This window comes from Moraxella sp. I5G (assembly GCF_055193055.1).
In genome coordinates this window covers 62,150-83,693 of the sequence record NZ_JBUXLH010000005.1, presented here as the reverse complement: position 1 = coordinate 83,693, position 21,544 = coordinate 62,150, and the positions used below count along the sequence as shown (strand labels likewise).

The window sequence follows — 21,544 nt, the reverse complement described above, 5'->3', positions numbered from 1 at the left end:
GTAACATAAAACCAAATAAATTAATACAACTGGTACACTGTGAAAGTTTAGAAGTTTTTGTTTGTTAAGTTTAAAATCTGTTCATGACTGATGTAATTGATATTTTCATAAATATAAGTATGAGTATATGATGGTTTTAATAAACCAATATAACGACCATCATACAATGTCCAAAATGCCACCAAAGCCATTGAAACAGCGATTTGTTTGGGGGTTAAAGGTTCTTCATGTGGTAAAAATGATTGCAACAAACGCATTGCTTTTTTACCTAAATTTTTAACCGAATAGTCATCTGGCAAGGTGATTTTATCCACCAAAAACACAGCGCATAACTGCCAATCAAAGGTAGATAATACTGCATGCAAACGGTCGTGTATGGTTTTTTGTTTTCCAGATATTTTTGATAACAAAAACAGTCGTCTGACATTTTTTTGATGGCAGATTTTGATAAAATTTAACGGATAATCAAAATACACCTTAGATAAATATTCATCGTCTTGTTTATCCATCTTTTCGCCCGATAAACAGCAAAACATGTCTGTTTTTTCGTCCAAAACAACAGACGATAACACTTGTTCTAAATTATCAAAATCGGGCACGGTATAAACCAGCATATTTTTGCTGATGAATTTAGGAGCATGACGAGCAATTACGGTTACAGTAGCATAAAGCGAGCTAATTTCTTGAACCAAAGCCTGACCAATGCGTCCTGTCGCGCCGATAATAATGGCTTTTCTTTGCATAAATATCAAATAATTATCAAATTTTGACCTATTGTACGGCAAAACTGTAAATTTTTCATTAAGTATTATAATGATTAAAAATTAACCTATTGATAGTTGCAAAAATAGTTTAAGAAAAATCATCACTAAGTTTATTAATTTTTAATTAAAATAATCTTGACTTATTTAGTCGGAATTATTATACTAGCGACAATTTCTACCCACGCCAATGTTTATCTTGTTGTAGATAATGAATTTAGGTAATTGGCTAGGCAACTTTGGAATTTTTCTTATGCGATTAACAACTCGTGGACGCTATGCGGTTACCGCCCTACTTGATTTGGCAGTACAAGAAAGCCGTCATCAGGGTGCAATATCGTTATCAGACATTGCCAAACGTCAATCCATCTCCATTTCATATCTAGAACAACTTTTTTCCAAACTCCGAAAAAAAGGGCTGGTTAGTAGCACTCGAGGGGCTTCGGGGGGTTATCATTTGGCAAAATCATTAGACCAAATTGATATTATGAGCATAATTAGTGCCGTTGATGAAAGTGTCAATGCCATGCAATGCGGCGGTCGCAGTGATTGCCAAAATGGGGCAGTCTGTCTAACTCATGAATTATGGCACAATTTATCAGCACATATTGAAAACTATCTAAGTCAAGTAACCCTTGCTGAATTATTAAACTCAAAACATACCCACATGGTTGCCAACCGTCAAGATGCAACCAAAGAGGCAAATTCTTATATTTCTAACATTAACTTAATTGGAACAACACCAGCATGAGCCAAAATTCTCTTATTTACTTAGATTACGCCGCCACCACACCAGTTGCTGAAGAAGTCGCTGAAAAAATGGTGAAATACATGACTTTTGATGGAATTTTTGGCAATCCTGCTAGCCGTTCCCATGGATTTGGCTGGCAAGCTGAAGAGGCTGTTGAAAACGCTCGCCTGCAAATCGCTGAAACTGTTGGTGCCGACCCCCGTGAAATTGTCTTTACATCAGGTGCAACAGAGTCTGACAACCTTGCTTTAAAGGGAGTTGCACACTTTTATCACACCAAAGGCAAACACATCATTACCAGTGCCATTGAGCACAAAGCCATTTTGGATACTTGTCGTCATCTTGAACAAGAGGGTTTTGAAATCACTTATTTAACTCCAGAAGCTGGTACAGGACTAATTCATTTAGAGCAAGTTAAAAACGCACTTCGTGATGATACCATCTTAGTTAGCCTAATGGCGGTTAATAATGAACTTGGCACGACCACCGATATCAAAGCCATTGGAGAGTTTTTACGTGAAAAAGGCGTATTGTTTCATGTGGATGCCGCCCAAGCAGTTGGTAAGATTAAAATCAATCTAGAGGAATTAAAAGTAGATTTGATGAGTTTTTCTGCTCATAAAATCTATGGACCTAAAGGCATTGGCGCACTGTATGTTCGCCGCAAACCTCGCGTACGCATCAAAGCTGAACAACATGGGGGCGGTCATGAGCGTGGCATGCGTTCAGGCACCCTACCTACTCACCAAATTGTTGGTATGGGTGAAGCATTTGCATTGTCAGTTAAACGTTTTGATCAAGACCATGCGCATATCAAACATCTGCGTGATAAATTATGGAATGGCTTGCAAAGTATTGAGGAAGTTTATCTTAATGGTAGTTTAGAACACGGCATTCCTAATATTATCAATGTCAGTTTTAACTTTGTAGAAGGTGAATCACTGATGATGAGCCTAAAAGATTTAGCGGTATCGTCTGGTTCTGCTTGCACCTCTGCAACACTTGAACCATCTTATGTACTGCGTGCTATTGGTCGTCCTGATGAACTTGCTCATTCAAGCATTCGTTTTAGCATTGGTCGTTATACTACCGAAGAAGACATTGACCGTGTGTTAGCACAAATTCATGATGCAGTCCATAAACTTCGCGAACTTTCCCCGCTTTGGGATATGTTTAAAGAAGGCATTGATTTAAATAGTGTAGAATGGCAAGAACATTAATTTGGCGACACGATTGATTATCAACCACTTATCTTTCATGTGGTTTGATAAAGAATGGGATTTTCTTAAAAACAATTAAGAAAATCCCAAACAAACCTTGGTAAACATCTGTGCAAAACTTATCTTCAATACACTCTAAAAAAATTGATATTAGATAGCAAAATTCAATGAGTAATTATAGCCAATCTTAAACCAGTATTAGCAAAAGAGAGAAAAACATGGCATATTCTGACAAAGTAATCGACCATTATGAAAACCCAAGAAATGTAGGCAATTTGGATAAAAATGCCAAAAATGTTGGTACAGGCATGGTGGGTGCGCCTGCTTGTGGCGACGTAATGCGTTTACAAATTCAAGTTAATGATGAGGGTATTATTGAAGATGCTCGCTTTAAAACCTACGGTTGTGGCTCAGCGATTGCTTCTAGCTCTTTGGTTACAGAATGGCTAAAAGGTAAAACCTTAGATGAAGCCGAAGCCATCAAAAACAAAGACATTGCTGAAGAACTTGCTTTGCCACCTGTCAAAGTACACTGCTCAGTATTGGCAGAAGATGCCATTAAAGCAGCCATTAAAGATTATCAATCCAAACACCAAGCCTAATTTCATTTTGGAGTTTTTATGATAGAACTGACCCCTGCAGCAATTGCCCATATTAGAGAGTTTCTACAAAATCGTGGACATGGCGAAGGCATTCGTGTTGGCGTAAAGACTTCGGGGTGTTCGGGGCTGTCTTATGTACTGGAATTTGTGGATACACCTGACCCAAACGATGAAGTCTTTCACAATCAAGATGTAAAAGTTTTTGTTGACCCAAAAAGCCTGATTTATCTAAATGGTTTAAAAATGGATTATGTAACTGAAGGTCTTAATTCTGGCTTTAAATTTACCAACCCCAACCAAACTGGTGAATGTGGTTGTGGCGAGTCTTTTTCGGTGTAATATGTTTTTTAACCATCATGCGTTTTTGACAAGGGGCATATCATGAGCATTCAAAATAACAATTTTTTTGCTTTATTTGATTTGCCTATTGATTTTTTGATTGATAAAAATACACTTAAAAATCGCTTTTTGGCACTGCAAAAAAAGTATCACCCCGACAACAGCCAAACCAACGATGCTGAAACAAACGCAAGTCTGATTAATCACGCCTACAATATACTTATCTGTGATGACCGCCGAGCCATTTATTTATTAGAATTGGCAAATGTCGATGCCCAGATTGGTGCTTCAATTGACGATTCTGTATTTTTGGGCGAGATGATGGAAGTTCGCATGGATTTAGAAGATGCGAACACCTTAACAGATGTGATAACATTACAAACAGTTGTTGATGAAAAATTAGCTTATTATTGTCAAGCTTTTTACCAAGCCTACCAGCAAAAAAATTGGCAGATTGCGGTACAAAATGCTCAAAAATTGCACTTTTTAAGTAATTTACGCAACAGTATTACTGTCAAACAATCCAGTTTTAATCAATCTGATGATATTGATGATTTGTACGTTTAATTTTATGTATTGATGGACTTTTTAATTTATAAATCATCTTAATTTATAAATCATCAAATTGTTTAAGTTGGATTTTTTGTTTTCATCACAGATACTGAATGTTTTTAAAAATACCAAGCAAATTTTATCAATATTTCATTAATATTTTAATATTTTAGCCAATTTAGAAAAATTACGATTATGGCACTACTTCAAATCAGCGAACCCAATCAATCTAAAAATCCCCATGAACATGCCTACGCTCTTGGTATTGATTTGGGCACAACACATTCATTAGTTACGGTGGTGCGTTCAGGTCAAGCCAATGTATTGCATTTTGGCAATCATGCTTTGTTGCCATCAGTGGTTTATTATGGTGAAAAAAGTAGCGTTCCTATTGTTGGTCATCAAGCGTTGTCTTTTCATGACAAACAAAATACCATAGTTTCTGCCAAACGCTTTATGGGTCGCACCAAAAACGATATTAAATTTTCCCACCCCTATCAACTCTCTGACACCCAAAATAGCGATTCTATGGTGTCTTTTGTAACTGCTCAAGGTGATAAATCCCCTGTTGAGACGTCTGCGCATATTTTGGCTTACCTAAAAAATCATGCTGAAGCAGCATTGCCCAAAAACAGCATCAAAGGCGCAGTCATTACTGTACCTGCCTATTTTGATGAAGCCCAAAGACAGGCTACTAAAGATGCTGGTGTTGCTGCTGGTTTAACTGTACTGCGTCTACTCAATGAACCGACTGCCGCTGCCATTGCTTATGGACTGGATAAATCCGCCAAAACTGGTAATTATCTGATTTATGATTTGGGAGGTGGCACTTTTGATGTTTCTATTTTACGGCTTAAAGACGGTGTATTTGAAGTACTGGCAACAGGTGGTAATAGTGCTTTAGGCGGCGATGATATTGACCGTTTGATTGCTAATTGGTTAATAAAGTCAGCCAATTTTGATCCACAATCTTTTACAAATGCTGATAAAGCTGAACTTGCTGAACTTGCTAAATCCTACAAACAAACGCTATCAAGCAGTCATGCGGTGGTGGTTGATGCGCAAATTGCTGATAAAACAATTCATGCTATGATGAATAATAAGATTTTAACAGATATTTGTGAGCCTGTTATACGGCGCACTTTGCAAGTTTGCAATCAGGTTTTGCTGGATGCTAAACTAACCAAAGCTGACCTAAATGAAATCGTCTTAGTTGGTGGCTCTACTCGCATGCCCATCATTCGTGAAGCGGTTTATCAATTTTTTGACAAACAGCCCCTATGCACACTAAACCCAGATGAAGTCGTTGCATTAGGTGCAGCCAGAGTTGCTCATCAACTTATTAACAAAGACAGCGATAATCTACTTTTACTTGATGTTACCCCTTTGTCTTTAGGGCTTGAAACTATGGGCGGCTTAACTGAAGTTATCATTCCTAGAAACACTCCAATTCCTGTAACCCGTAAGCAAATTTTTACTACCCATAAAGATGGTCAAACTGGCATGATGATTCATGTTGTTCAAGGTGAACGAGATACTGTGGCTGACTGTAGAAGTTTGGCACGCTTTGAACTGTTTGGCATACCGCCAATGAAGGCAGGATTGGCGCGCATTGAGGTTACCTTTAATGTGGATGCCAATGGGCAGCTGACTGTATCAGCAATGGAAACAACTACCAAAAAAAGCAGTCAAATTGCTGTAACACCAAGTTATGGATTAAGCCAAGAACAACAAGAACAACTGTTGCAAGCGGGATTTATTCATGCTAAGACCGATAAAGAAAATCGAGCATTGATAGAAACAAAAGTAGAGGCTGAACGTGAAATTTTAGCACTGCAATCAGCGTTAAGTGAATTTGGTCAATTGCTAGATACCAAAGAACAAAAAACTTTACAAGAAAAAATTGCTCTGGTGCAAGATGCGATTAATGGTCAAGATAAAGCCATGCTAAATCAAGCAATTTTAGCATTAAAACCTTTAAGTGATAATTTTGCTTCAATTATTATGAATCAAAACATCAAGCAAGCCTTAGCTGGAACTAAAGCAAGCGATTGGTAATTTTATTTATTAAAATTAATTATTTTAAAAGTGATTATTTATGGTAACTGTAACCCTACTTCCTCATCATGAAATCTGTCCACAAGGCGCAACGGTTGAACTAAATAGTGGTGAAAATTTGTGTGAAGGGCTTTTAGAGCGTGGTATAAAAATTGAACATGCTTGCGATATGTCAAAAGCCTGTACGACATGTCATGTGATTGTACGTAAAGGCTTTGACAGTTTGGATGAAATGGATGATATTGAAGCTGATCTTTTGGATAGAGCTTGGGGACTTGAAGCCGATTCTCGTTTATCGTGCCAGTGTGTGGTTCAAGATACTGACTTAACCATAGAAATTCCAAAATACACTCTAAATCATGCCAAAGAAAATCACTGATTGCCAAGGTGTGATTTGGAAAATGCCGTATAATTTAAACAGCTCTTATCATCCATACGTTTTTAGATAAAAATTTGTTTAAAGACACGGCATTAAAAATAATCAACGTTAGAAGCGATGGTTTGACAACCCATAATTGATTAAAAACGTTTTTCAATTTCTAAAAAAATTTCTTTTTTATCATTTACTTGACCCAAAAAGTGGTTGCTGTCTGTATGTTGGTAGGATGTGATAACTTTAGGAGTGAAACCTTGCCAATGAATTTTTGGACTATAAACGGACAGCCAAACCTCATAATCTTTATCTTTACGGCGAATGCCAAATAAATCATCAGAATCGTAGAGTTTTTTAGTAAAATTTAAACCCATCTCTGTACCAATGGTTTGATTTTGGCAGCCAAAACCAGTTCTTAACGACCATTTTTGGTAACTTTCGCTTAAATCTTGGGTGTTTTCATCCACATAATCACTGCCAATGTTTGCATAACAAGATGCGTTAATATTATACACACCCGTCATGGAAGCACTCCAAATACTGCCATCTAAAAATTTTCGCTGATTGTGCTGTTTTTTGGCATATTGTAATACAAAAAACCCATCCATTTTTTCAGAAAAAGGCGCTGACCCTTGCAGTCTTACCCCCATACTTTTCCAATAATTGTGATTACCATAGATTCGCTTTTCAAAAAATGGCATCAGCGCAATTTCTTTTGTTGCATCGCGCACTGCCAAACCACTGCTCGCACGCAGGGTTAAGTCATTATATTTTCGATTGTTATGATAGGTTTTACTATAGACACTAAAGCTGGTTTTGCTCGCTAGATGCCCACTTAAAGAATGATTTTTTAGCGCATATACATCCACACCAATACCCTGAGCTTTGTCCGCTGTAGGTAGCTGCCAATTGCCCCAACGATTATTTTTAGGGGCATTATTGATATTATTATCTGCCAAATATCGCATGGAAAAATTAGCTTTTATATTTTGTCTTTTATTTATGGTCTGCTCATAATCTTGTATTAATTCCAATATATCATTTGGAACGTTTTTATTATTTTTTATATATGTAATTTGTTTTTTGGCATCATGATAACGTTTGTCCTGAATTAAAGGCAGAAGCATATAAACTCTTACTGGTATTAATTCTGGATTTTCTTGCAAAATTATTTGATAATAATTCACGGCTAATTTAAAATGATGGTCTTGCCGTGCCAAAAAAGCTTTGGCAAAATAAATCAATATTTTATCTGGATTGGTAGTTTTTTCATATATTGGCAATAACCGTCTAATCTCTTCAATATTTTGATTATTTAAAGCAGTATTTAACTGATACATCAATAATTCATTATTGGATAAACTAACGAAATTTTGATTTGGTGTATCTGAGTTTTCCAAAATCACTTGTTGTTCTTGATGCTGTCTAATTTTTTCTTGCAATTGCTCTTTGGTTAAATTAGAATGCAAATCCTTATCATTTAAATAAGCCCAAGACGCATTAACGCAGCATAAACATGCCATCATAAATAACAATCTTTGGGTGGAATAAACAAAACAGCTCATACGATTCTGCATTGGTCATGCGCAACGAAAAAGTTACCACGTTAGCAGTAACCTTTTTTTGCATTGATTTTAATTATTGTGTTCTACTAGTCTCTTTACCAGCAAAACCAACGGTTGTTGTATCAACTGTTGCAATGCCTGCAATTTCTTCAGCATTTGAACCAAAAATACCTAGGCTATAACTGCCTCTTTCTTGGGCTTCTGCACCTACCCTGGTTTTTCCTTGAATACTGTGATGACCCAAGCGGTCTTTCTGCAAACTGCTTTTTTCAAGGTGTATTCCATCTTGTAGCTTCTCGCCTTTTAAGTTGGTAATAGAACCACTTCCTGTTTTATTTTCAAAATCAATGGTATAACGCAGTTTTCCAGATTGATTGTCAGAACCTGTAAATGCTTGACCTTCATAGGTAATTTTAGCTTTTTTGTTGATATTGGCGGTAATATTTGATTCAGATGTTCTGTTACCTTGCACACTGACACCTCGCCAAGCATTATCTAAATTTCTCATATTTGTACCATCAGGAAACTTACGATAAGTTGGCTCTAGCATAGATGTAACAGAGTTGTTTTGTTTATAAATTAATAAATTTCCACCTTCTTTTACCTGATCTTCATAAACCATCTCATAAGGCAAGGCAGTGACTTTATCCAAATATTTATTGGCGATATCGATAGATTGCCCTTTGCTGTAAGTTTTTATTTTTTCAGACTCTTGTTTGCTATCGTCTGTAATGGTTATTTTGGATTGGTCATCTGGTAATAATCCACCATCAGATTCATGGTCAGAATCAACTTTTAAAGCTGCATAATGACCTTTAACTGTTGGTTTATTAGGAACAATCGCTTCAGCTAATTTGCCACCAGAGCTGCAACCAGTTAATAACATAGCGACTGTTAACGCAGACAAACCAAATAAGTGATATTTTTTCATTATAAACTCCCAATCAAATTGGCATACAAATAAATCATATGCACCTGTCATAGCATCTTTTTTTATAGATGCCTTATTCTTATTTATCATTATTATATTACAAAATAAATATATTTTCTATAATTTCCATGCAAAGATGATTGGGATAATTTTTATTCAATTTTATAATGTTACATTTAAATTATTTTTTGTTAAATGAATGTAAATATAAATTTAAACAAATTTAAACCAAGCAACTTATTTAATTAAAAAAATATAGTAAAATTAGTTAATTTTTAATATCAAAAAATAATTTATAAATAAATATTATAATAAATATCATAATTTTTTAATTATTAATTAACTTATTATTTTTTTATATTAAATTGAATTTAGTTAATAAATCTATATTTATATCTATTATTTTTAGTTAATCTATTTTTTTATTTTAAAAATTTTAGATTATTTTATAAATATAAGATTGCTGATAGTCATTCATTATAAAAAAAGATAATTAAAACGATAGTTTTAACATATTAATAAAATTTTATTTACAAATACCAAATTAAAACAACATCAGCAATCTTATTTAGTGAATCAATTAGTTTAATAATTCTATAAATACTCCATAACCTTCTTTTTGCATGTCTTCTATAGGAATGAATTTTAACGCAGCACCATTAATGCAATATCTTAATCCACCTTTATCTTTTGGACCATCATCAAAAACATGTCCTAAGTGCGAATTTGCAACTCGTGAACGTACTTCGGTGCGAATCATATGAAAACTAGTGTCTTGATGTTTTGTAATAACTTCAGGATTAACAGGCTGGGTAAAACTTGGCCAACCACATCCTGAATTAAATTTATGCACAGAAAGAAACAGAGGCTCACCACTAACAATATCCACATAAATTCCTTTATCAAACAAATCATCATATTGATGACTAAAAGCTCGTTCAGTATCGCCATTTTGAGTAACGGCGTATTGACTTTTACTCAAGTGGGATAGATGTTTATCATAATTTTGATAACGTTTTGGGTCTAATGCTTCATCTAGAGTATTTGCTGGCGCGAGTTTGGTTTTTGTTGACTTCTCTTCATGAATGATGGGAATTTTATCGTATGCCAAACTTACATCAATATGACAATAGCCGTTGGGATTTTTGGTGAGATAGTCTTGATGGTAGTCTTCTGCTTGATAAAAATTATCCAGTGGTAAATTTTCCACAACGATTTGTTTTTTATACTTACTTTGCAACTCTTTGAGCGCTTTATCAATAATAGCTTTTTCAGAAGCCTGAGTATAATAAATGCCGGTGCGATATTGTTTGCCTTTGTCGTTGCCTTGTTGATTTAGACTGGTTGGGTCAATCACTTTTAGATAATACGCTAAAATGGTTGCCAAATTGGTTTTATCAGCATCGTAGGTTACTTTAACCGTTTCAGCATGTCCTGAACCTTGAATTACCTCCTGATAACTTGGATTTTGAGTATTGCCATTTGCATAGCCAGATACCGCATCAACCACCCCTTCTACACGCTCCATATACGCTTCAAGACCCCAAAAACAGCCCCCTGCTAGATAAATAGTGCGAGTATTGATGGGAGTTTTACCATCGTTTTGATAATAAATTGGCATCTTTTTATCCTCTGGTTGATGGATTGTTTGAGTGGTTGATGAGTTTAATGCTTTAAGTTTAACAAAATCACTACTTGCTTCAGCTGCTAGCGCCGTCATTTGCTCTTGGCTCAGATTGCCTCGTACTAACGTTACCAAATTACCTTTTTTATCCAAAATGGCAAAACTTGGATATACTTGTATTGCAAATTGTTTAATAAGTTGTCCTTTAGGGTCAACCAATACTGGCAAATCAGGATAATCTGCGCTTACTGCTTGATACCACTGATGAAAATCCTCTAATGATTTTTCATTTAGTTGATTTGGACTGGCTACACTCACAAAATTTATTTGTGGATAAGCTTTGGTCCAGTCATTAGCTTCTTGAAGTGTTGATAAACACAAAGGACACCAGCTAGCCCAAAATTTAATCACGGTTGGCTTATTTGGGTCAATGGTTTTTTGGGGTAATTTGGGGTTTAATTGTTTTAATGCTTGTAGGGTTTGTAAGGTTTTATGTGGCAAAATTTCATTTTTGTTGGGTCTGGTTGCAACTTCCTTCGCGTCCATTTTTTGACACGCTGAAAGTCCAAACAGCCCACTGGTTAATATAGCACCTACCATAATTTTATAGATGGTTTTTATCAACATAACGCACATCCAGTTATCAAATTAAGATGCTATATTATAACATAGATAGTTTGATGCTCTTATGCCAAACCCATTGATTTAGCATAAGAATCAATTTTAAAATTTAAAACTTTTAAATCCAAAACTCTAAAACTTAAAATTCACCCCCATATTAACACTGCGACCACTTTGGGGAATATATGGCAAAAATGACGCATGATTATAAGCTTTGGCATTTAAGATATTATCAGCATTGATAAACACTGTATAGTTTTGACCGCCCCAAACGCCATCGTAACTCAAACCTGCATTGAGCATATTATGCCCTGCGGTTGGATTTTCAAGTATTGCCACTTTATTTTGACTAAATACACGGTAAAATTGCAATTGTCCTTTTAGATGGTCTGATAAACGTGCCTGAACACGCATGCCCAAACGAGCAGCTGGTATGCGTGGCGCATTGCCATCAGGTTGTTTAGAAAGGCTTAAAGGAACAAGCCCCGCAAAATTACCTTCGTCATCGTAAGCGTATTTATAACCTGTAGGCAGTGATGGTAAATCCTTTAATTTGCCACGTACATAATCGCCAAATACGGATACATGATAATCTGGGGTCAGCTGATAACCAATCTGCCCTTCAACGCCATAAATACGAGCTTTGGATTGGTTATAACGATTTAATTGCAAAGGAAATTCACTGCTCAAAGAACGGGTACAGCGTCGATTTACACATAATTTATTATTTAAAGTTGCTGAATAAATGTAATTGGAGAAATGGTTATAATAACCGCTAATGGATGTATCCCATCTATTGCCAGTAAATGCCCACCCCAATTCAATATTATTAGAGCGCTCTTTGGTTAGGTTTTTATTGCCAACATCAAATGCATTTGTCGCCAAATGTTTTCCATGAGCATAAAGCTCTTGAGCTGTTGGCAACCGCTCTTGGTGCGATGTGGTTAGAGTAAATTTATTTTTATCATCAGGCATCCAATTAAGCGATACAACGTATGAATGCGCAGTGGATTTGTGAGGTTTGGTAACATCGCTTGGTGGTTTTTCATAATCTTCTAAATCTAGATTATAATCCATAGCAATTTTTTGTTTCTCTATGCGTGTTCCAAAATCTAAATTTAATTTATCCCAAGTCAAACGCTCAACCACAAAAAAACTTTTTTTATCCGCTTTGTGGTCATGAAGCAAATGCTGACGCTTGTATTCTAAAACATGCCCATCTAACGCATGACTTTTTTGTGATAAATAACTAAAACCAAAACCACCTGTCAATCTACCAATGGGTGTCTGAATAAACTCAAGGCGAGCTTGATGACCTTTGTTTTTAAAGGCATTATCGACTTCGGAACCCGTTTTTTCATCATGGCGATAATGGGTTTCACCTGCGTGAAACTGAATGGTTTGTAAAAATTTTACAGGATTTTGCAATGCTCCACGAACATCAAAACTTTTGGTATTTAAAGCAATGTGTGGATTGTCGTGGTGGCTATGATTATGAGAATCGCTTGCACTGTCATGACTGTGATTGTGCCCACAAGTGTGACCATGACTGTGCCAACTTTTTTTAATACAATCTAAACCGGGGTTATTATAATCAATATCGGTTTCATCCATTAAAAACGGATAATGTTTTAAATAGGGTTTTTTCTGGGGCCAAAATGCTTCAGTTAATATCACATGCAAATAATAATTGTCATATAAATGCGAGTGCGCAGGTAATCCATATTTATCACGTCGTTGACCGTAGGATGCTCCTAAATAACCTCTATCGCCAACCCATGATATGCCAAAACTACCACTTTTACTATCAGCAAAACTATTAGCAAGTTTTTTATGTTCTTGACCCTGATAAGTATAACTGGCAGTTTTATAATCATCTGTGTCGCGATAAAGACCTTGAACATTTGCCACCAGATGGTTACCAAGTTTGGCAGTAAACGCTCCTGTTACCAGCTTTTCTTTATCTGCGGTGTTAAAGCGCACTCCAGTTTCGCCTTCTATGGCTTTTTTGGGCAATTTATCAGGAATCTTATTGCCCACAACATTAATCACGCCTGCTGAGTTACCTGAACTATAAAGCAATGTGGTTGCTCCACGCAAAACCTCTACTTGGCTTGCCAACATACTATCTACTGTTACCGCATGGTCAGGCGACATAGCTGACATATCTAATACATCGCTACCACTGTTTAGGATTTTAATACGCTTACCTTCTTGTCCGCGAATCACAGGAGCAGATGCGCCACCACCAAAATTGCTAGCATGAATACCCAGCTCATCAGATAAAGCATCGCCCAAATTTACGCCGCGCTGTTTTAGCACGTCTTTATCAATGATTTTTTCACTAACGCCCATTTTGCCTTGTAACAGGCTACCATGCATTTTTTTTCTTTCTACGGTGATGAATACATCTTGTAAACGTACAAAATTTTGTTCGGTATTATCTGATGCTTGCATTTCACCTGCTGTGTTCGTTAATACTGTATCAGTTAATACCGAGTCAGTTTGTATAACCTCTGTTTGTGCAAGTGATTCGCTGGCAAATCCCATCAAAAATAATGACGCATATAACGCCTTATAACTATGATTCATACTACTTCCAACTTTTATCCCAGTAAAAAATTGGAAGGTATGTTATATCATTACATTAAAAATGTAAAGTATTAATAAAGATATTTTGCTATATTTTCAAACTCTTTTATGATTATGTAAATGACCAACTATCAAATTAGCAGAAATAAATTCTAAAAAATCCATATAATAGCTACTGGCAACCACACTGCCGTAACCAGTCCATTAATTGCCAATCCAAACGCTGCATAGCGTCCTGCTATTGGGCTAATTTGCCAAGCTTCTACCGTACCAATGGCATGAGCTACCAACCCTAAAGATAGCCCCTTTGCTCTATCATCCTCTATATTCAAAAAAAGCAATCGACAAATACCTGCCCCCAAAATACCTGATACAATAATGATTAAGTTTGCCATCACCAATGGCGCATTGATAATTTGTGCGATGGATAAGCCCACAGGCGTAGTTACAGAGCGAGTTGCAAACGCCAAAAAGGTATCGTAACTTAGTCCAAAAACATACGCCAAAGACATCGGCAAAACTGCCCCAATAATACTGGCTAAAATCACAATTGCAGATAATTTTTTGATGGGCAAACCTTTAAAATCCATAACTGCCAAAGGCACTGCCAATAAGACCGTACTATATCCCAACAAATGGTCGAAAACTGGTTTGGCGTGGGCATAATAAGTTTGATAAGGTACTTGCACAACAAACAACAAAATCAGCGTCAAACAAATCGCAATAATAATCATTGGAATGCCACGAATGTAGCGGTTAAGATAATGCAGCACATATTTTGCGCCTATATGAGCAATCAATGTAATTGCAAATGCCATTATCATTAACATACTATCAATTTGTGTTGTTATATTTTGCATATCCATTTCCTTTTGATGGCTGTGATTGTAGTTACTGGCTATCTTTTTATTTTCTAAGGATTTTTTTCATTAACAAGCCATGCTTGAGCAAGTTTTGCCACAAACCAAAGCGGCAATACAACGCTGATTATAATTGTTAAAGACACCGCCCAAAATTCTAAACCCAGTCCAAACATTAAAATACCTGCCCCCGCTGATACAGGCAAAAAGGCAAAACCGCTATCCACCAATAATAAACTAGCAGAATAACTCAACCATGAAGGCAATCCGCCTTTGACAAAACGATACGCCATTAATATCAAAAACAACGTAACCAGTCCAACAATATTTGCAGCGGTTGGCATTTTTAAAAGAGTACAAATATACAAAGCTGTTTCACGCACCGTTACTACAATAATGACCGTTGCCAGCATGCCAAACCAAAAACTTGGTGAGTGATAAACAGGTTTCATGGTTTTCTCCTTTATTTTAATTGAGTGGTCAGTTTTTTTGTAACGGTAAATGGTATAGTAACACGATGATAAAAGAGTTAAAAAGCAACAAGATAGAAATGTTCGCTATTTTTTAGTAAAATGATTAAAATAATTGATAATGAAGAGAAAATATGACGTTACCAAAACGACATTTAGATACGGGTCAGATGGATTGGCAATTTTTGGATGTTTTGTGGGTACATTGCCCAAGATGTCACCAAAAAACAGAATATAAAAGAACTCGTTGTCAAAAATGCCATCACATTACTTGTATTGTACACTGCTCTTGTGGGTTTGTATTTGACACCCACACCAATCCAACCTATATTGGCGATATACAAAAACAAGAAGTTCGCCATCGGGAGCGTTGTCATTACTGTGGAAATCAGCTGCTGTTAAAAAAAACACTGCCCAAAAATCAAATTACTGTTCCCAAAACCCTGTCCATCACCTGTCCTATTTGTCAAAAAACGTCCCATTTTACCATTCATCGCTGTGATGTGGTTCAATATTATCCTGACGATATAACCCTTACTGTTTATGGTTTTTCATTGTATTTACAAACACCCACAAGACGCGGGGTTATTTGTGTGTACAATCCTGCTCATTTAAAAGAATTCAAAGAATACATCACCGCCGATTTGCGTGAACGTTTAACCCAAACCAGTAATAGCAGTTACTTTGCACGCCTGCCTGCTTGGATAAAATCCGCTCAATACAAGCAAGATGTTATCAAAGCTCTGGAACGGCTAGAAAAACTGGTAATAGCTGAACAAAGTTAGTTTATTTTTCAAAATCTTCCAAAATAGGTAACATCGTTTTGGCTTCGTGAGGTGATAGAACATCAAAAGGATTAATTTGGTATTTGCCCAATAATGTTTTTAAAGTATCGTTTGCCAGCACAACGGTTAAACACTCATGCCCCGTCTCATCATAATCGCTTTTTTGAATAACCCCAAGCTCATGCAATGCGTTTTTTAGCTTACCTGCATCATAAGGCAATGTTAAATGGTAGGTAGCGAGTCTGCCGCTTAACAGCTCACCAACAGCATAAATCAGCTTATCAATACCCAATCCATCTTTAGCAGATACATAAACCCGACTTGGAAGGTTGGGATTTTGGTAATAGATTGCAGGCGTTTCACCGCTTTTATCAATTTTGTTATAAACCAAAAGTACAGGGGCATCGGCTTTAATTTGTTGCAACACATCATTAACCGCAGCAATTTGAGCGTGCATGTCTTCACTGGATGCATCAATCACATGCAATAATAAATCAGCCTGTAACGTTTCTTCTAACGTAGCATGAAAGCTTTCCACCAACTCATGAGGTAAATGACGCACAAACCCAACCGTATCTGCCAAAACCACATTACCCACACCTGACCAGTTTACTCGGCGCAATGTTGGGTCAAGCGTTGCAAACAATTGATTAGCTGCATAAATCGTTTCATCAGTCAAACGATTAAATAAGGTTGATTTGCCTGCATTGGTATAACCAACCAAAGAAATCGTTGGTATATCTGACTTTTGGCGGCGACTGCGCCCTTGCTGGCGGGTTTGTTTAACTTTGGCAAGTTTGGTTTTTAGCTGCCCTACCCGAATTTGCAAAAGTCGTCTATCGGTTTCTAACTGAGTTTCACCCGGACCACGAAGTCCAATACCGCCTTTTTGTCGCTCCAAATGAGTCCAGCCGCGCACAAGACGCGTGGACAGATGATTCAGCTGGGCAAGCTCTACTTGTAATTTTCCTTCATACGTTCTGGCACGCTGAGCAAAAATATCCAAAATCAATCCAGTACGGTCAAGCACTCGGCATTTTAATAAACTTTCCAGATTTCGTTCTTGACTTGGACTTAAATTATGATTAAAAATCACAATATCAGCTTGTAACTCGGCTACCTTTTCAGCGATTTCTTCGGCTTTACCTGTACCAACAAAATATTTAGCATTCGGTTTGTTTCGGCTACCTGCAACCACCAAAAGCTCATTGGCGCCTGCTGAATGCACAAGTAAACGAAACTCCTCTAAGTCGTCAGGGTCAACCACATCATAAATATCCAAATGCACTAAAATGGCGTTTTCACCGCCTTCATGTCTGTCAAAATATTGCAAAAAACACCTATTGTTATTTAAAATGATTTTATAGATTGTAAACCAATCATAAGATAAAACCAATTTATTTATGCAATTTCTTCTAAAATCATCCTTTTACAAATAATCACTTTGCCCAACTTGTCAAAACTTGACAAAATACCGTTTACCCTAAATAATAGACATTTTATCCCGAGCAACTCATGACCAGTCTAACCATCATTCAGCCTGACGATTGGCACATTCATTTGCGTGATAATGACGCATTATCAACCACTGTTCCCCATGCCGCTCAAAGTTTTAATCGCGTGATTTGCATGCCAAACTTAATCCCAGCGGTTAAAACAGCAGCAGATGCCAAAGCTTATCGCGCTCGTATTTTAAACGCGCTTCATCAAAGTAGCATTAAAGACGAACGCAAACAAACCTTTGATCCACGCATGGTACTTTATTTAACTGACCACACTAGTGCAATTGACATCAAACAAGCAAAAGAGTCTGGGATTGTTTCAGCCGTGAAACTATATCCAGCAGGCGCGACCACCAACTCAAACGATGGAGTTACAGACATCTTAGGTCGCAGTGATGTTTTTGAAGCCATGCAAAAGTATGAACTGCCACTTTTGGTACATGGTGAAGTTACTCATAATGATGTGGATATTTTTGACCGTGAAAAACGTTTTTTAGATGAAATTTTAAACAAAATTATCAAGCATTTTCCCGATTTAAAAATCGTTATGGAACACATCACCACCAAAGATGCCGCTGATTTTTGCTTAGCACAAAAAGACAATGTTGCCGCTACAATTACCCCACAACATTTATTATTTAATCGTAATGATTTGTTGGTTGGTGGCATCAAACCCCATTTTTACTGCCTACCCATTTTAAAACGCAGCGAACACCAAAAAAGGTTGCTGGAAGTTGCCACATCAGGCAATCGTAAGTTTTTCTTAGGCACAGATTCAGCCCCACACGCCACTCATACCAAAGAAGCATCTTGCGGCTGTGCTGGTTGTTATTCGGCAGTTCATGCGCTACCACTTTACGCTCAAGCGTTTGAAAGCGTTCATGCTTTGGACAAACTTGAAAATTTTGCCAGTCGCTTTGGAGCAGAATTTTATGGATTCCCCATCAATACCGGCACCATTACGCTGGTTAAGCAAGAACAAATTGTTCCTCAAAATTATCCTTATCTTGACGGAAAAACTTTAACACCACTTTTGGCAGGTCAAACGCTGTCTTGGAGCATACAATGACCCAGCCTAACACGCCATCAAAAACATCACTTGCAGAACGATTTCGCGGATTTATGCCTGTAGTGGTGGATGTAGAAACTGCAGGATTTAACGCTAGCACGGATGCCTTACTTGAAATTGCTTGCGTGCCAATTTTAATGAATGAAGAAGGCAAGCTGTATCAAGGTGAGGCTCTAAATGCTCATATTGAGCCTTTTGTTGGGGCAAATCTTGAAAAATCTTCTTTGGAATTTACAGGAATCAACCCAAACAGCCCATTTCGCAAAGCCATTGCTGAAGATGAAAAAAAAGCTTTGCGCCGAATTTTTAAAACGCTAAAAGAGCTCAAAAAACAGCATGGCTGTCGTCAGTGTATTTTAGTTGGGCATAATGCGCATTTTGATTTAGGTTTTGTCAATGCCGCTATTACTCGCACCAATAGCAAAAATCACTCACCATTTCATACCTTTAGCGTGCTTGATACCGCAAGTCTTTCAGCGCTGGCTTTAGGGCATACGGTTTTGGCTCGAGCGTGCATTTTGGCGGGGATTGATTTTGATAATAACAATGCCCATTCTGCTTTGTACGATACTCAAAAAACCGCAGAACTTTTTTGTCATATTTTTAATCACACCTCAATGCTGATTGAACAACATGGTCAAACTGATGAAAATGACAACAATGAATGATTATTTTATGAAAATTATTTTTTAAGGAAATTATATGCCTTCATTTGATATTGTTTCAGAACTGCAATTAATAGAAGTTAAAAACGCCATTGGCAACACTCAAAAAGAGATTGCCACACGTTTTGATTTTAAAGGTAGCGACATTCATGTTGAATTAAATGAAAAAAATAAAACCGTTACTATTACCGCTGATAATGAATTGCAAGTAGAAAATGTATACGCAATTTTTGAAAAACAATTAATTAAACGTGGTGTAGATTTACAATCTTTAGAACCAGAAGACAAGACAGCTTCAGGAAAAAGCACAAAACAGCTGATTAAATTAAAAGATGGTCTAGACAGCGACAGTGCCAAAAAGATTGCCAAAGCCATTAAAGAATCCGACTTAAAGGCTTCGGTTAGCATTCAAGGCGATAAAATTCGCGTTAATGACAAGAAAAAAGATAATCTGCAAGCAGTTATGGCATTTTTAAAAGAAAAATCGTTTGGAGTGCCTTTGCAGTTTAATAACTTTAAAGATTAATATTGTTTCAGTCATTTTTAGATAAATTGCTTTTTTTAATGGTGATTCAATAAAATATCAGACATGGTTAATCATAATTAACCATGTCTTTTTTATAAAGTTCATTTTAACCTATTATTTTTAAATCACTATTTTAAAATCATCATTACAAATAAGAAATTTGTTATAATCTAAAGGCAATATACCAAACAAACTTCAGCATTTAATTTAGGTACGCGTCATGATGACTTTATTACAAAATATCGCTTTATTTCAACAAGCCTGTTTGATTAATGGCAAATGGCAAACCAGCAATGGAAATACCATCGCTGTTCATAATCCTTTTGATGGTCAATTTTTAGGCAGCGTTCCTGCATTATCCAGCCATGATGTGCAAAAAGCCATTGGGTATGCCAAAGCCAGTCAAAAATCTTGGGCGAACCAAAGTGTTCATCAGCGCAGTCAAATTTTACAGCAATGGGCAAAGCTGATTGATGATAATTGCGACGATTTAGCGACCATCATGACGTTAGAGCAAGGCAAACCCATTAAAGAGTCCAAAAGTGAAATCGCCTACGCTAATAGTTTTATTCGCTGGTTTGCTGAAGAAGCTAAACGTCTAGATGGTGATGTTTTAACTAGCAAGAGCAGTCAGCAACGTTATTTGGTGTTAAAACAACCTATTGGTGTTTGTGCAGCTATCACGCCTTGGAATTTTCCTGCTGCAATGATTACCCGAAAAGTCGCGCCTGCTTTGGCATCAGGTTGCACCATGTTGGTAAAACCTGCCAGTCAAACGCCTTTTACTGCATTGGCGCTGGCGTATTTAGGTCAAGTTGCAGGCTTGCCAGATGGTGTTTTGCAGGTTGTTACTGGTCATTCATCAGAAATTGGTTCTATTTTATCCAAAGACCCACGTATTGCTAAGCTGTCTTTTACTGGTTCTACCGCAACTGGCAAAAAACTTATGGCAGAATGCGCTGACAGCTTAAAAAAACTATCTTTGGAATTAGGTGGTAATGCGCCCTTTATTGTATTTGAGGATGCCAACTTAGATAAAGCCGTTGATGGGCTTATCGCCTCTAAATTTCGTAACGCTGGACAGACATGTGTTTGCGCAAACCGAATCTATATTCAAAACACCATTAAAGAAATCTTTATTGACAAACTGGTTAATAAGGTTCAACAACTAAAATTAGGAAATGGCTTACACCCTGATACAGACATTAGCACTTTGATTAATCGGCAAGCTCTTGAAAAAACTCAATTCCTACTTAAAGATGCCTTAGATAAAGGCGCAAAACTAATTCTTGGTGGCAATCCCAGCCCAGTTGGACAATACTGCTTTGAACCAACCATCATCACAAATTTAACTTCAAAAATGCTTATCAGTCATGAAGAAATTTTCGCGCCCATCGTGCCAATTTTTGGTTTTGATGATGAAGATGAAGTCTTAACACTTGCCAATGATAGTGATTTTGGCTTAGCCAGTTACTTTTATACTCAAGATTATGCTTTAGCATGGCGCATGAGTGAGCAATTAGAATATGGAATGGTCGCGCAAAATACAGGACTGCTTTCTAACGAAGTTGCCCCGTTTGGCGGTATCAAGCAGTCAGGTTTTGGGAGAGAAGGCTCTAAATATGGGCTTGATGAATATACCACTTTAAAATATTGGTGTGTTGATTTACATTAACGT

20 protein-coding genes are annotated in these 21,544 nt (G+C 36.8%); 12 read left to right on the top strand and 8 right to left on the bottom strand.

What is annotated here, in order from left to right:
- Positions 1-47 precede the first annotated feature (47 nt).
- Positions 48-743, bottom strand: coding sequence for an NAD-dependent epimerase/dehydratase family protein (locus tag ACZBKJ_RS04150; RefSeq protein ID WP_463199665.1), 696 nt, complete (start codon positions 741-743; stop codon positions 48-50).
- Positions 744-1,014: 271 nt separating this feature from the next.
- Between ACZBKJ_RS04150 and ACZBKJ_RS04145 the strand changes: the two genes are divergently transcribed.
- The 7 genes from ACZBKJ_RS04145 to fdx all read left to right on the top strand — a co-directional run bounded on the left by ACZBKJ_RS04145 (position 1,015) and on the right by fdx (position 6,662).
- Complete coding sequence (locus ACZBKJ_RS04145; RefSeq protein WP_463199664.1) at positions 1,015-1,512, top strand: Rrf2 family transcriptional regulator; 498 nt, start codon at positions 1,015-1,017, stop codon at positions 1,510-1,512.
- Positions 1,509-2,732 carry an IscS subfamily cysteine desulfurase gene (locus tag ACZBKJ_RS04140; protein WP_463199663.1) on the top strand — a complete coding sequence of 408 codons (1,224 nt, stop codon included), beginning with the start codon at positions 1,509-1,511 and terminating at the stop codon, positions 2,730-2,732. Before ACZBKJ_RS04145 ends, ACZBKJ_RS04140 begins: the two co-directional genes overlap by 4 nt.
- A 218-nt stretch (positions 2,733-2,950) precedes the next feature.
- A complete protein-coding gene (gene iscU / locus ACZBKJ_RS04135; RefSeq protein WP_463199662.1) occupies positions 2,951-3,334 on the top strand; it encodes a Fe-S cluster assembly scaffold IscU in 384 nt (127 codons plus the stop codon).
- A gap of 18 nt (positions 3,335-3,352) precedes the next feature.
- The gene (gene iscA, locus ACZBKJ_RS04130; RefSeq protein ID WP_463199661.1) at positions 3,353-3,673 is read left to right on the top strand and encodes an iron-sulfur cluster assembly protein IscA; all 321 of its coding nucleotides are present in this window, start codon (positions 3,353-3,355) and stop codon (positions 3,671-3,673) included.
- A 42-nt stretch (positions 3,674-3,715) separates the two neighbouring features.
- Positions 3,716-4,240, top strand: a complete 525-nt coding sequence (gene hscB, locus ACZBKJ_RS04125) for a Fe-S protein assembly co-chaperone HscB (RefSeq protein ID WP_463199660.1) — start codon at positions 3,716-3,718, stop codon at positions 4,238-4,240.
- Positions 4,241-4,420: 180 nt separating this feature from the next.
- Complete coding sequence (gene hscA, locus ACZBKJ_RS04120; RefSeq protein ID WP_463199659.1) at positions 4,421-6,283, top strand: Fe-S protein assembly chaperone HscA; 1,863 nt, start codon at positions 4,421-4,423, stop codon at positions 6,281-6,283.
- A 40-nt stretch (positions 6,284-6,323) separates the two neighbouring features.
- Complete coding sequence (fdx, locus tag ACZBKJ_RS04115; protein ID WP_463199658.1) at positions 6,324-6,662, top strand: ISC system 2Fe-2S type ferredoxin; 339 nt, start codon at positions 6,324-6,326, stop codon at positions 6,660-6,662.
- A 140-nt stretch (positions 6,663-6,802) separates the two neighbouring features.
- Here fdx and ACZBKJ_RS04110 read toward each other — a convergent pair whose 3' ends face one another.
- From ACZBKJ_RS04110 to ACZBKJ_RS04085, 6 genes are all read right to left on the bottom strand, one after another.
- Positions 6,803-8,221: a surface lipoprotein assembly modifier gene (locus ACZBKJ_RS04110; RefSeq protein ID WP_463199657.1), complete on the bottom strand. Its 1,419-nt coding sequence runs from the start codon at positions 8,219-8,221 to the stop codon at positions 6,803-6,805.
- A gap of 73 nt (positions 8,222-8,294) precedes the next feature.
- Positions 8,295-9,242: a factor H binding protein domain-containing protein gene (locus ACZBKJ_RS04105; protein ID WP_463199656.1), complete on the bottom strand. Its 948-nt coding sequence runs from the start codon at positions 9,240-9,242 to the stop codon at positions 8,295-8,297.
- 490 nt (positions 9,243-9,732) lie between these two features.
- A complete protein-coding gene (msrAB, locus tag ACZBKJ_RS04100; protein WP_463199655.1) occupies positions 9,733-11,403 on the bottom strand; it encodes a bifunctional peptide-methionine (S)-S-oxide reductase MsrA/peptide-methionine (R)-S-oxide reductase MsrB in 1,671 nt (556 codons plus the stop codon).
- A gap of 126 nt (positions 11,404-11,529) precedes the next feature.
- Positions 11,530-13,989 carry a TonB-dependent receptor gene (locus ACZBKJ_RS04095; RefSeq protein WP_463199654.1) on the bottom strand — a complete coding sequence of 820 codons (2,460 nt, stop codon included), beginning with the start codon at positions 13,987-13,989 and terminating at the stop codon, positions 11,530-11,532.
- A gap of 152 nt (positions 13,990-14,141) precedes the next feature.
- Complete coding sequence (locus tag ACZBKJ_RS04090; RefSeq protein ID WP_463199653.1) at positions 14,142-14,849, bottom strand: LrgB family protein; 708 nt, start codon at positions 14,847-14,849, stop codon at positions 14,142-14,144.
- 53 nt (positions 14,850-14,902) lie between these two features.
- Entirely contained in the window at positions 14,903-15,301 is a 399-nt protein-coding gene (locus ACZBKJ_RS04085; RefSeq protein ID WP_463199652.1) for a CidA/LrgA family protein, read from the bottom strand.
- Positions 15,302-15,453: 152 nt separating this feature from the next.
- On the opposite strand from ACZBKJ_RS04085, the gene ACZBKJ_RS04080 reads away from it, so the two are divergent.
- Positions 15,454-16,104, top strand: a complete 651-nt coding sequence (locus ACZBKJ_RS04080; protein ID WP_463199651.1) for a hypothetical protein — start codon at positions 15,454-15,456, stop codon at positions 16,102-16,104.
- A 1-nt stretch (position 16,105) separates the two neighbouring features.
- Here ACZBKJ_RS04080 and hflX read toward each other — a convergent pair whose 3' ends face one another.
- Complete coding sequence (hflX, locus tag ACZBKJ_RS04075) at positions 16,106-17,437, bottom strand: ribosome rescue GTPase HflX (protein WP_463199650.1); 1,332 nt, start codon at positions 17,435-17,437, stop codon at positions 16,106-16,108.
- A 182-nt stretch (positions 17,438-17,619) separates the two neighbouring features.
- Between hflX and pyrC the strand changes: the two genes are divergently transcribed.
- From pyrC to ACZBKJ_RS04055, 4 genes are all read left to right on the top strand, one after another.
- On the top strand, positions 17,620-18,675 hold the full coding sequence (pyrC, locus tag ACZBKJ_RS04070) for a dihydroorotase (protein ID WP_463199649.1): 1,056 nt from the start codon (positions 17,620-17,622) through the stop codon (positions 18,673-18,675).
- Positions 18,672-19,343: a ribonuclease T gene (gene rnt / locus ACZBKJ_RS04065; RefSeq protein ID WP_463199648.1), complete on the top strand. Its 672-nt coding sequence runs from the start codon at positions 18,672-18,674 to the stop codon at positions 19,341-19,343. The genes pyrC and rnt overlap by 4 nt, the downstream gene beginning before the upstream one ends.
- A gap of 34 nt (positions 19,344-19,377) precedes the next feature.
- The gene (locus ACZBKJ_RS04060) at positions 19,378-19,866 is read left to right on the top strand and encodes a YajQ family cyclic di-GMP-binding protein (protein ID WP_463199647.1); all 489 of its coding nucleotides are present in this window, start codon (positions 19,378-19,380) and stop codon (positions 19,864-19,866) included.
- A 223-nt stretch (positions 19,867-20,089) separates the two neighbouring features.
- Positions 20,090-21,541, top strand: coding sequence for an NAD-dependent succinate-semialdehyde dehydrogenase (locus ACZBKJ_RS04055; protein ID WP_463199715.1), 1,452 nt, complete (start codon positions 20,090-20,092; stop codon positions 21,539-21,541).
- Positions 21,542-21,544 lie beyond the last annotated feature (3 nt).

What these genes read in the sequence shown, in the direction of transcription:
- rnt (WP_463199648.1), top strand. Translation starts at nt 18,672, where the DNA reads ATGACCCAGCCTAACACGCCATCAAAAACATCACTTGCAGAACGATTT.
- ACZBKJ_RS04110 (WP_463199657.1), bottom strand. Translation starts at nt 8,221, where the DNA reads ATGAGCTGTTTTGTTTATTCCACCCAAAGATTGTTATTTATGATGGCA.
- ACZBKJ_RS04105 (WP_463199656.1), bottom strand. Translation starts at nt 9,242, where the DNA reads ATGATAAATAAGAATAAGGCATCTATAAAAAAAGATGCTATGACAGGT.
- ACZBKJ_RS04145 (WP_463199664.1), top strand. Translation starts at nt 1,015, where the DNA reads ATGCGATTAACAACTCGTGGACGCTATGCGGTTACCGCCCTACTTGAT.
- ACZBKJ_RS04080 (WP_463199651.1), top strand. Translation starts at nt 15,454, where the DNA reads ATGACGTTACCAAAACGACATTTAGATACGGGTCAGATGGATTGGCAA.
- ACZBKJ_RS04090 (WP_463199653.1), bottom strand. Translation starts at nt 14,849, where the DNA reads ATGCAAAATATAACAACACAAATTGATAGTATGTTAATGATAATGGCA.
- pyrC (WP_463199649.1), top strand. Translation starts at nt 17,620, where the DNA reads ATGACCAGTCTAACCATCATTCAGCCTGACGATTGGCACATTCATTTG.
- fdx (WP_463199658.1), top strand. Translation starts at nt 6,324, where the DNA reads ATGGTAACTGTAACCCTACTTCCTCATCATGAAATCTGTCCACAAGGC.
- ACZBKJ_RS04060 (WP_463199647.1), top strand. Translation starts at nt 19,378, where the DNA reads ATGCCTTCATTTGATATTGTTTCAGAACTGCAATTAATAGAAGTTAAA.
- msrAB (WP_463199655.1), bottom strand. Translation starts at nt 11,403, where the DNA reads ATGTTGATAAAAACCATCTATAAAATTATGGTAGGTGCTATATTAACC.
- ACZBKJ_RS04140 (WP_463199663.1), top strand. Translation starts at nt 1,509, where the DNA reads ATGAGCCAAAATTCTCTTATTTACTTAGATTACGCCGCCACCACACCA.
- ACZBKJ_RS04095 (WP_463199654.1), bottom strand. Translation starts at nt 13,989, where the DNA reads ATGAATCATAGTTATAAGGCGTTATATGCGTCATTATTTTTGATGGGA.
- ACZBKJ_RS04150 (WP_463199665.1), bottom strand. Translation starts at nt 743, where the DNA reads ATGCAAAGAAAAGCCATTATTATCGGCGCGACAGGACGCATTGGTCAG.
- hscA (WP_463199659.1), top strand. Translation starts at nt 4,421, where the DNA reads ATGGCACTACTTCAAATCAGCGAACCCAATCAATCTAAAAATCCCCAT.
- ACZBKJ_RS04085 (WP_463199652.1), bottom strand. Translation starts at nt 15,301, where the DNA reads ATGAAACCTGTTTATCACTCACCAAGTTTTTGGTTTGGCATGCTGGCA.
- hscB (WP_463199660.1), top strand. Translation starts at nt 3,716, where the DNA reads ATGAGCATTCAAAATAACAATTTTTTTGCTTTATTTGATTTGCCTATT.
- iscA (WP_463199661.1), top strand. Translation starts at nt 3,353, where the DNA reads ATGATAGAACTGACCCCTGCAGCAATTGCCCATATTAGAGAGTTTCTA.
- ACZBKJ_RS04055 (WP_463199715.1), top strand. Translation starts at nt 20,090, where the DNA reads ATGACTTTATTACAAAATATCGCTTTATTTCAACAAGCCTGTTTGATT.
- iscU (WP_463199662.1), top strand. Translation starts at nt 2,951, where the DNA reads ATGGCATATTCTGACAAAGTAATCGACCATTATGAAAACCCAAGAAAT.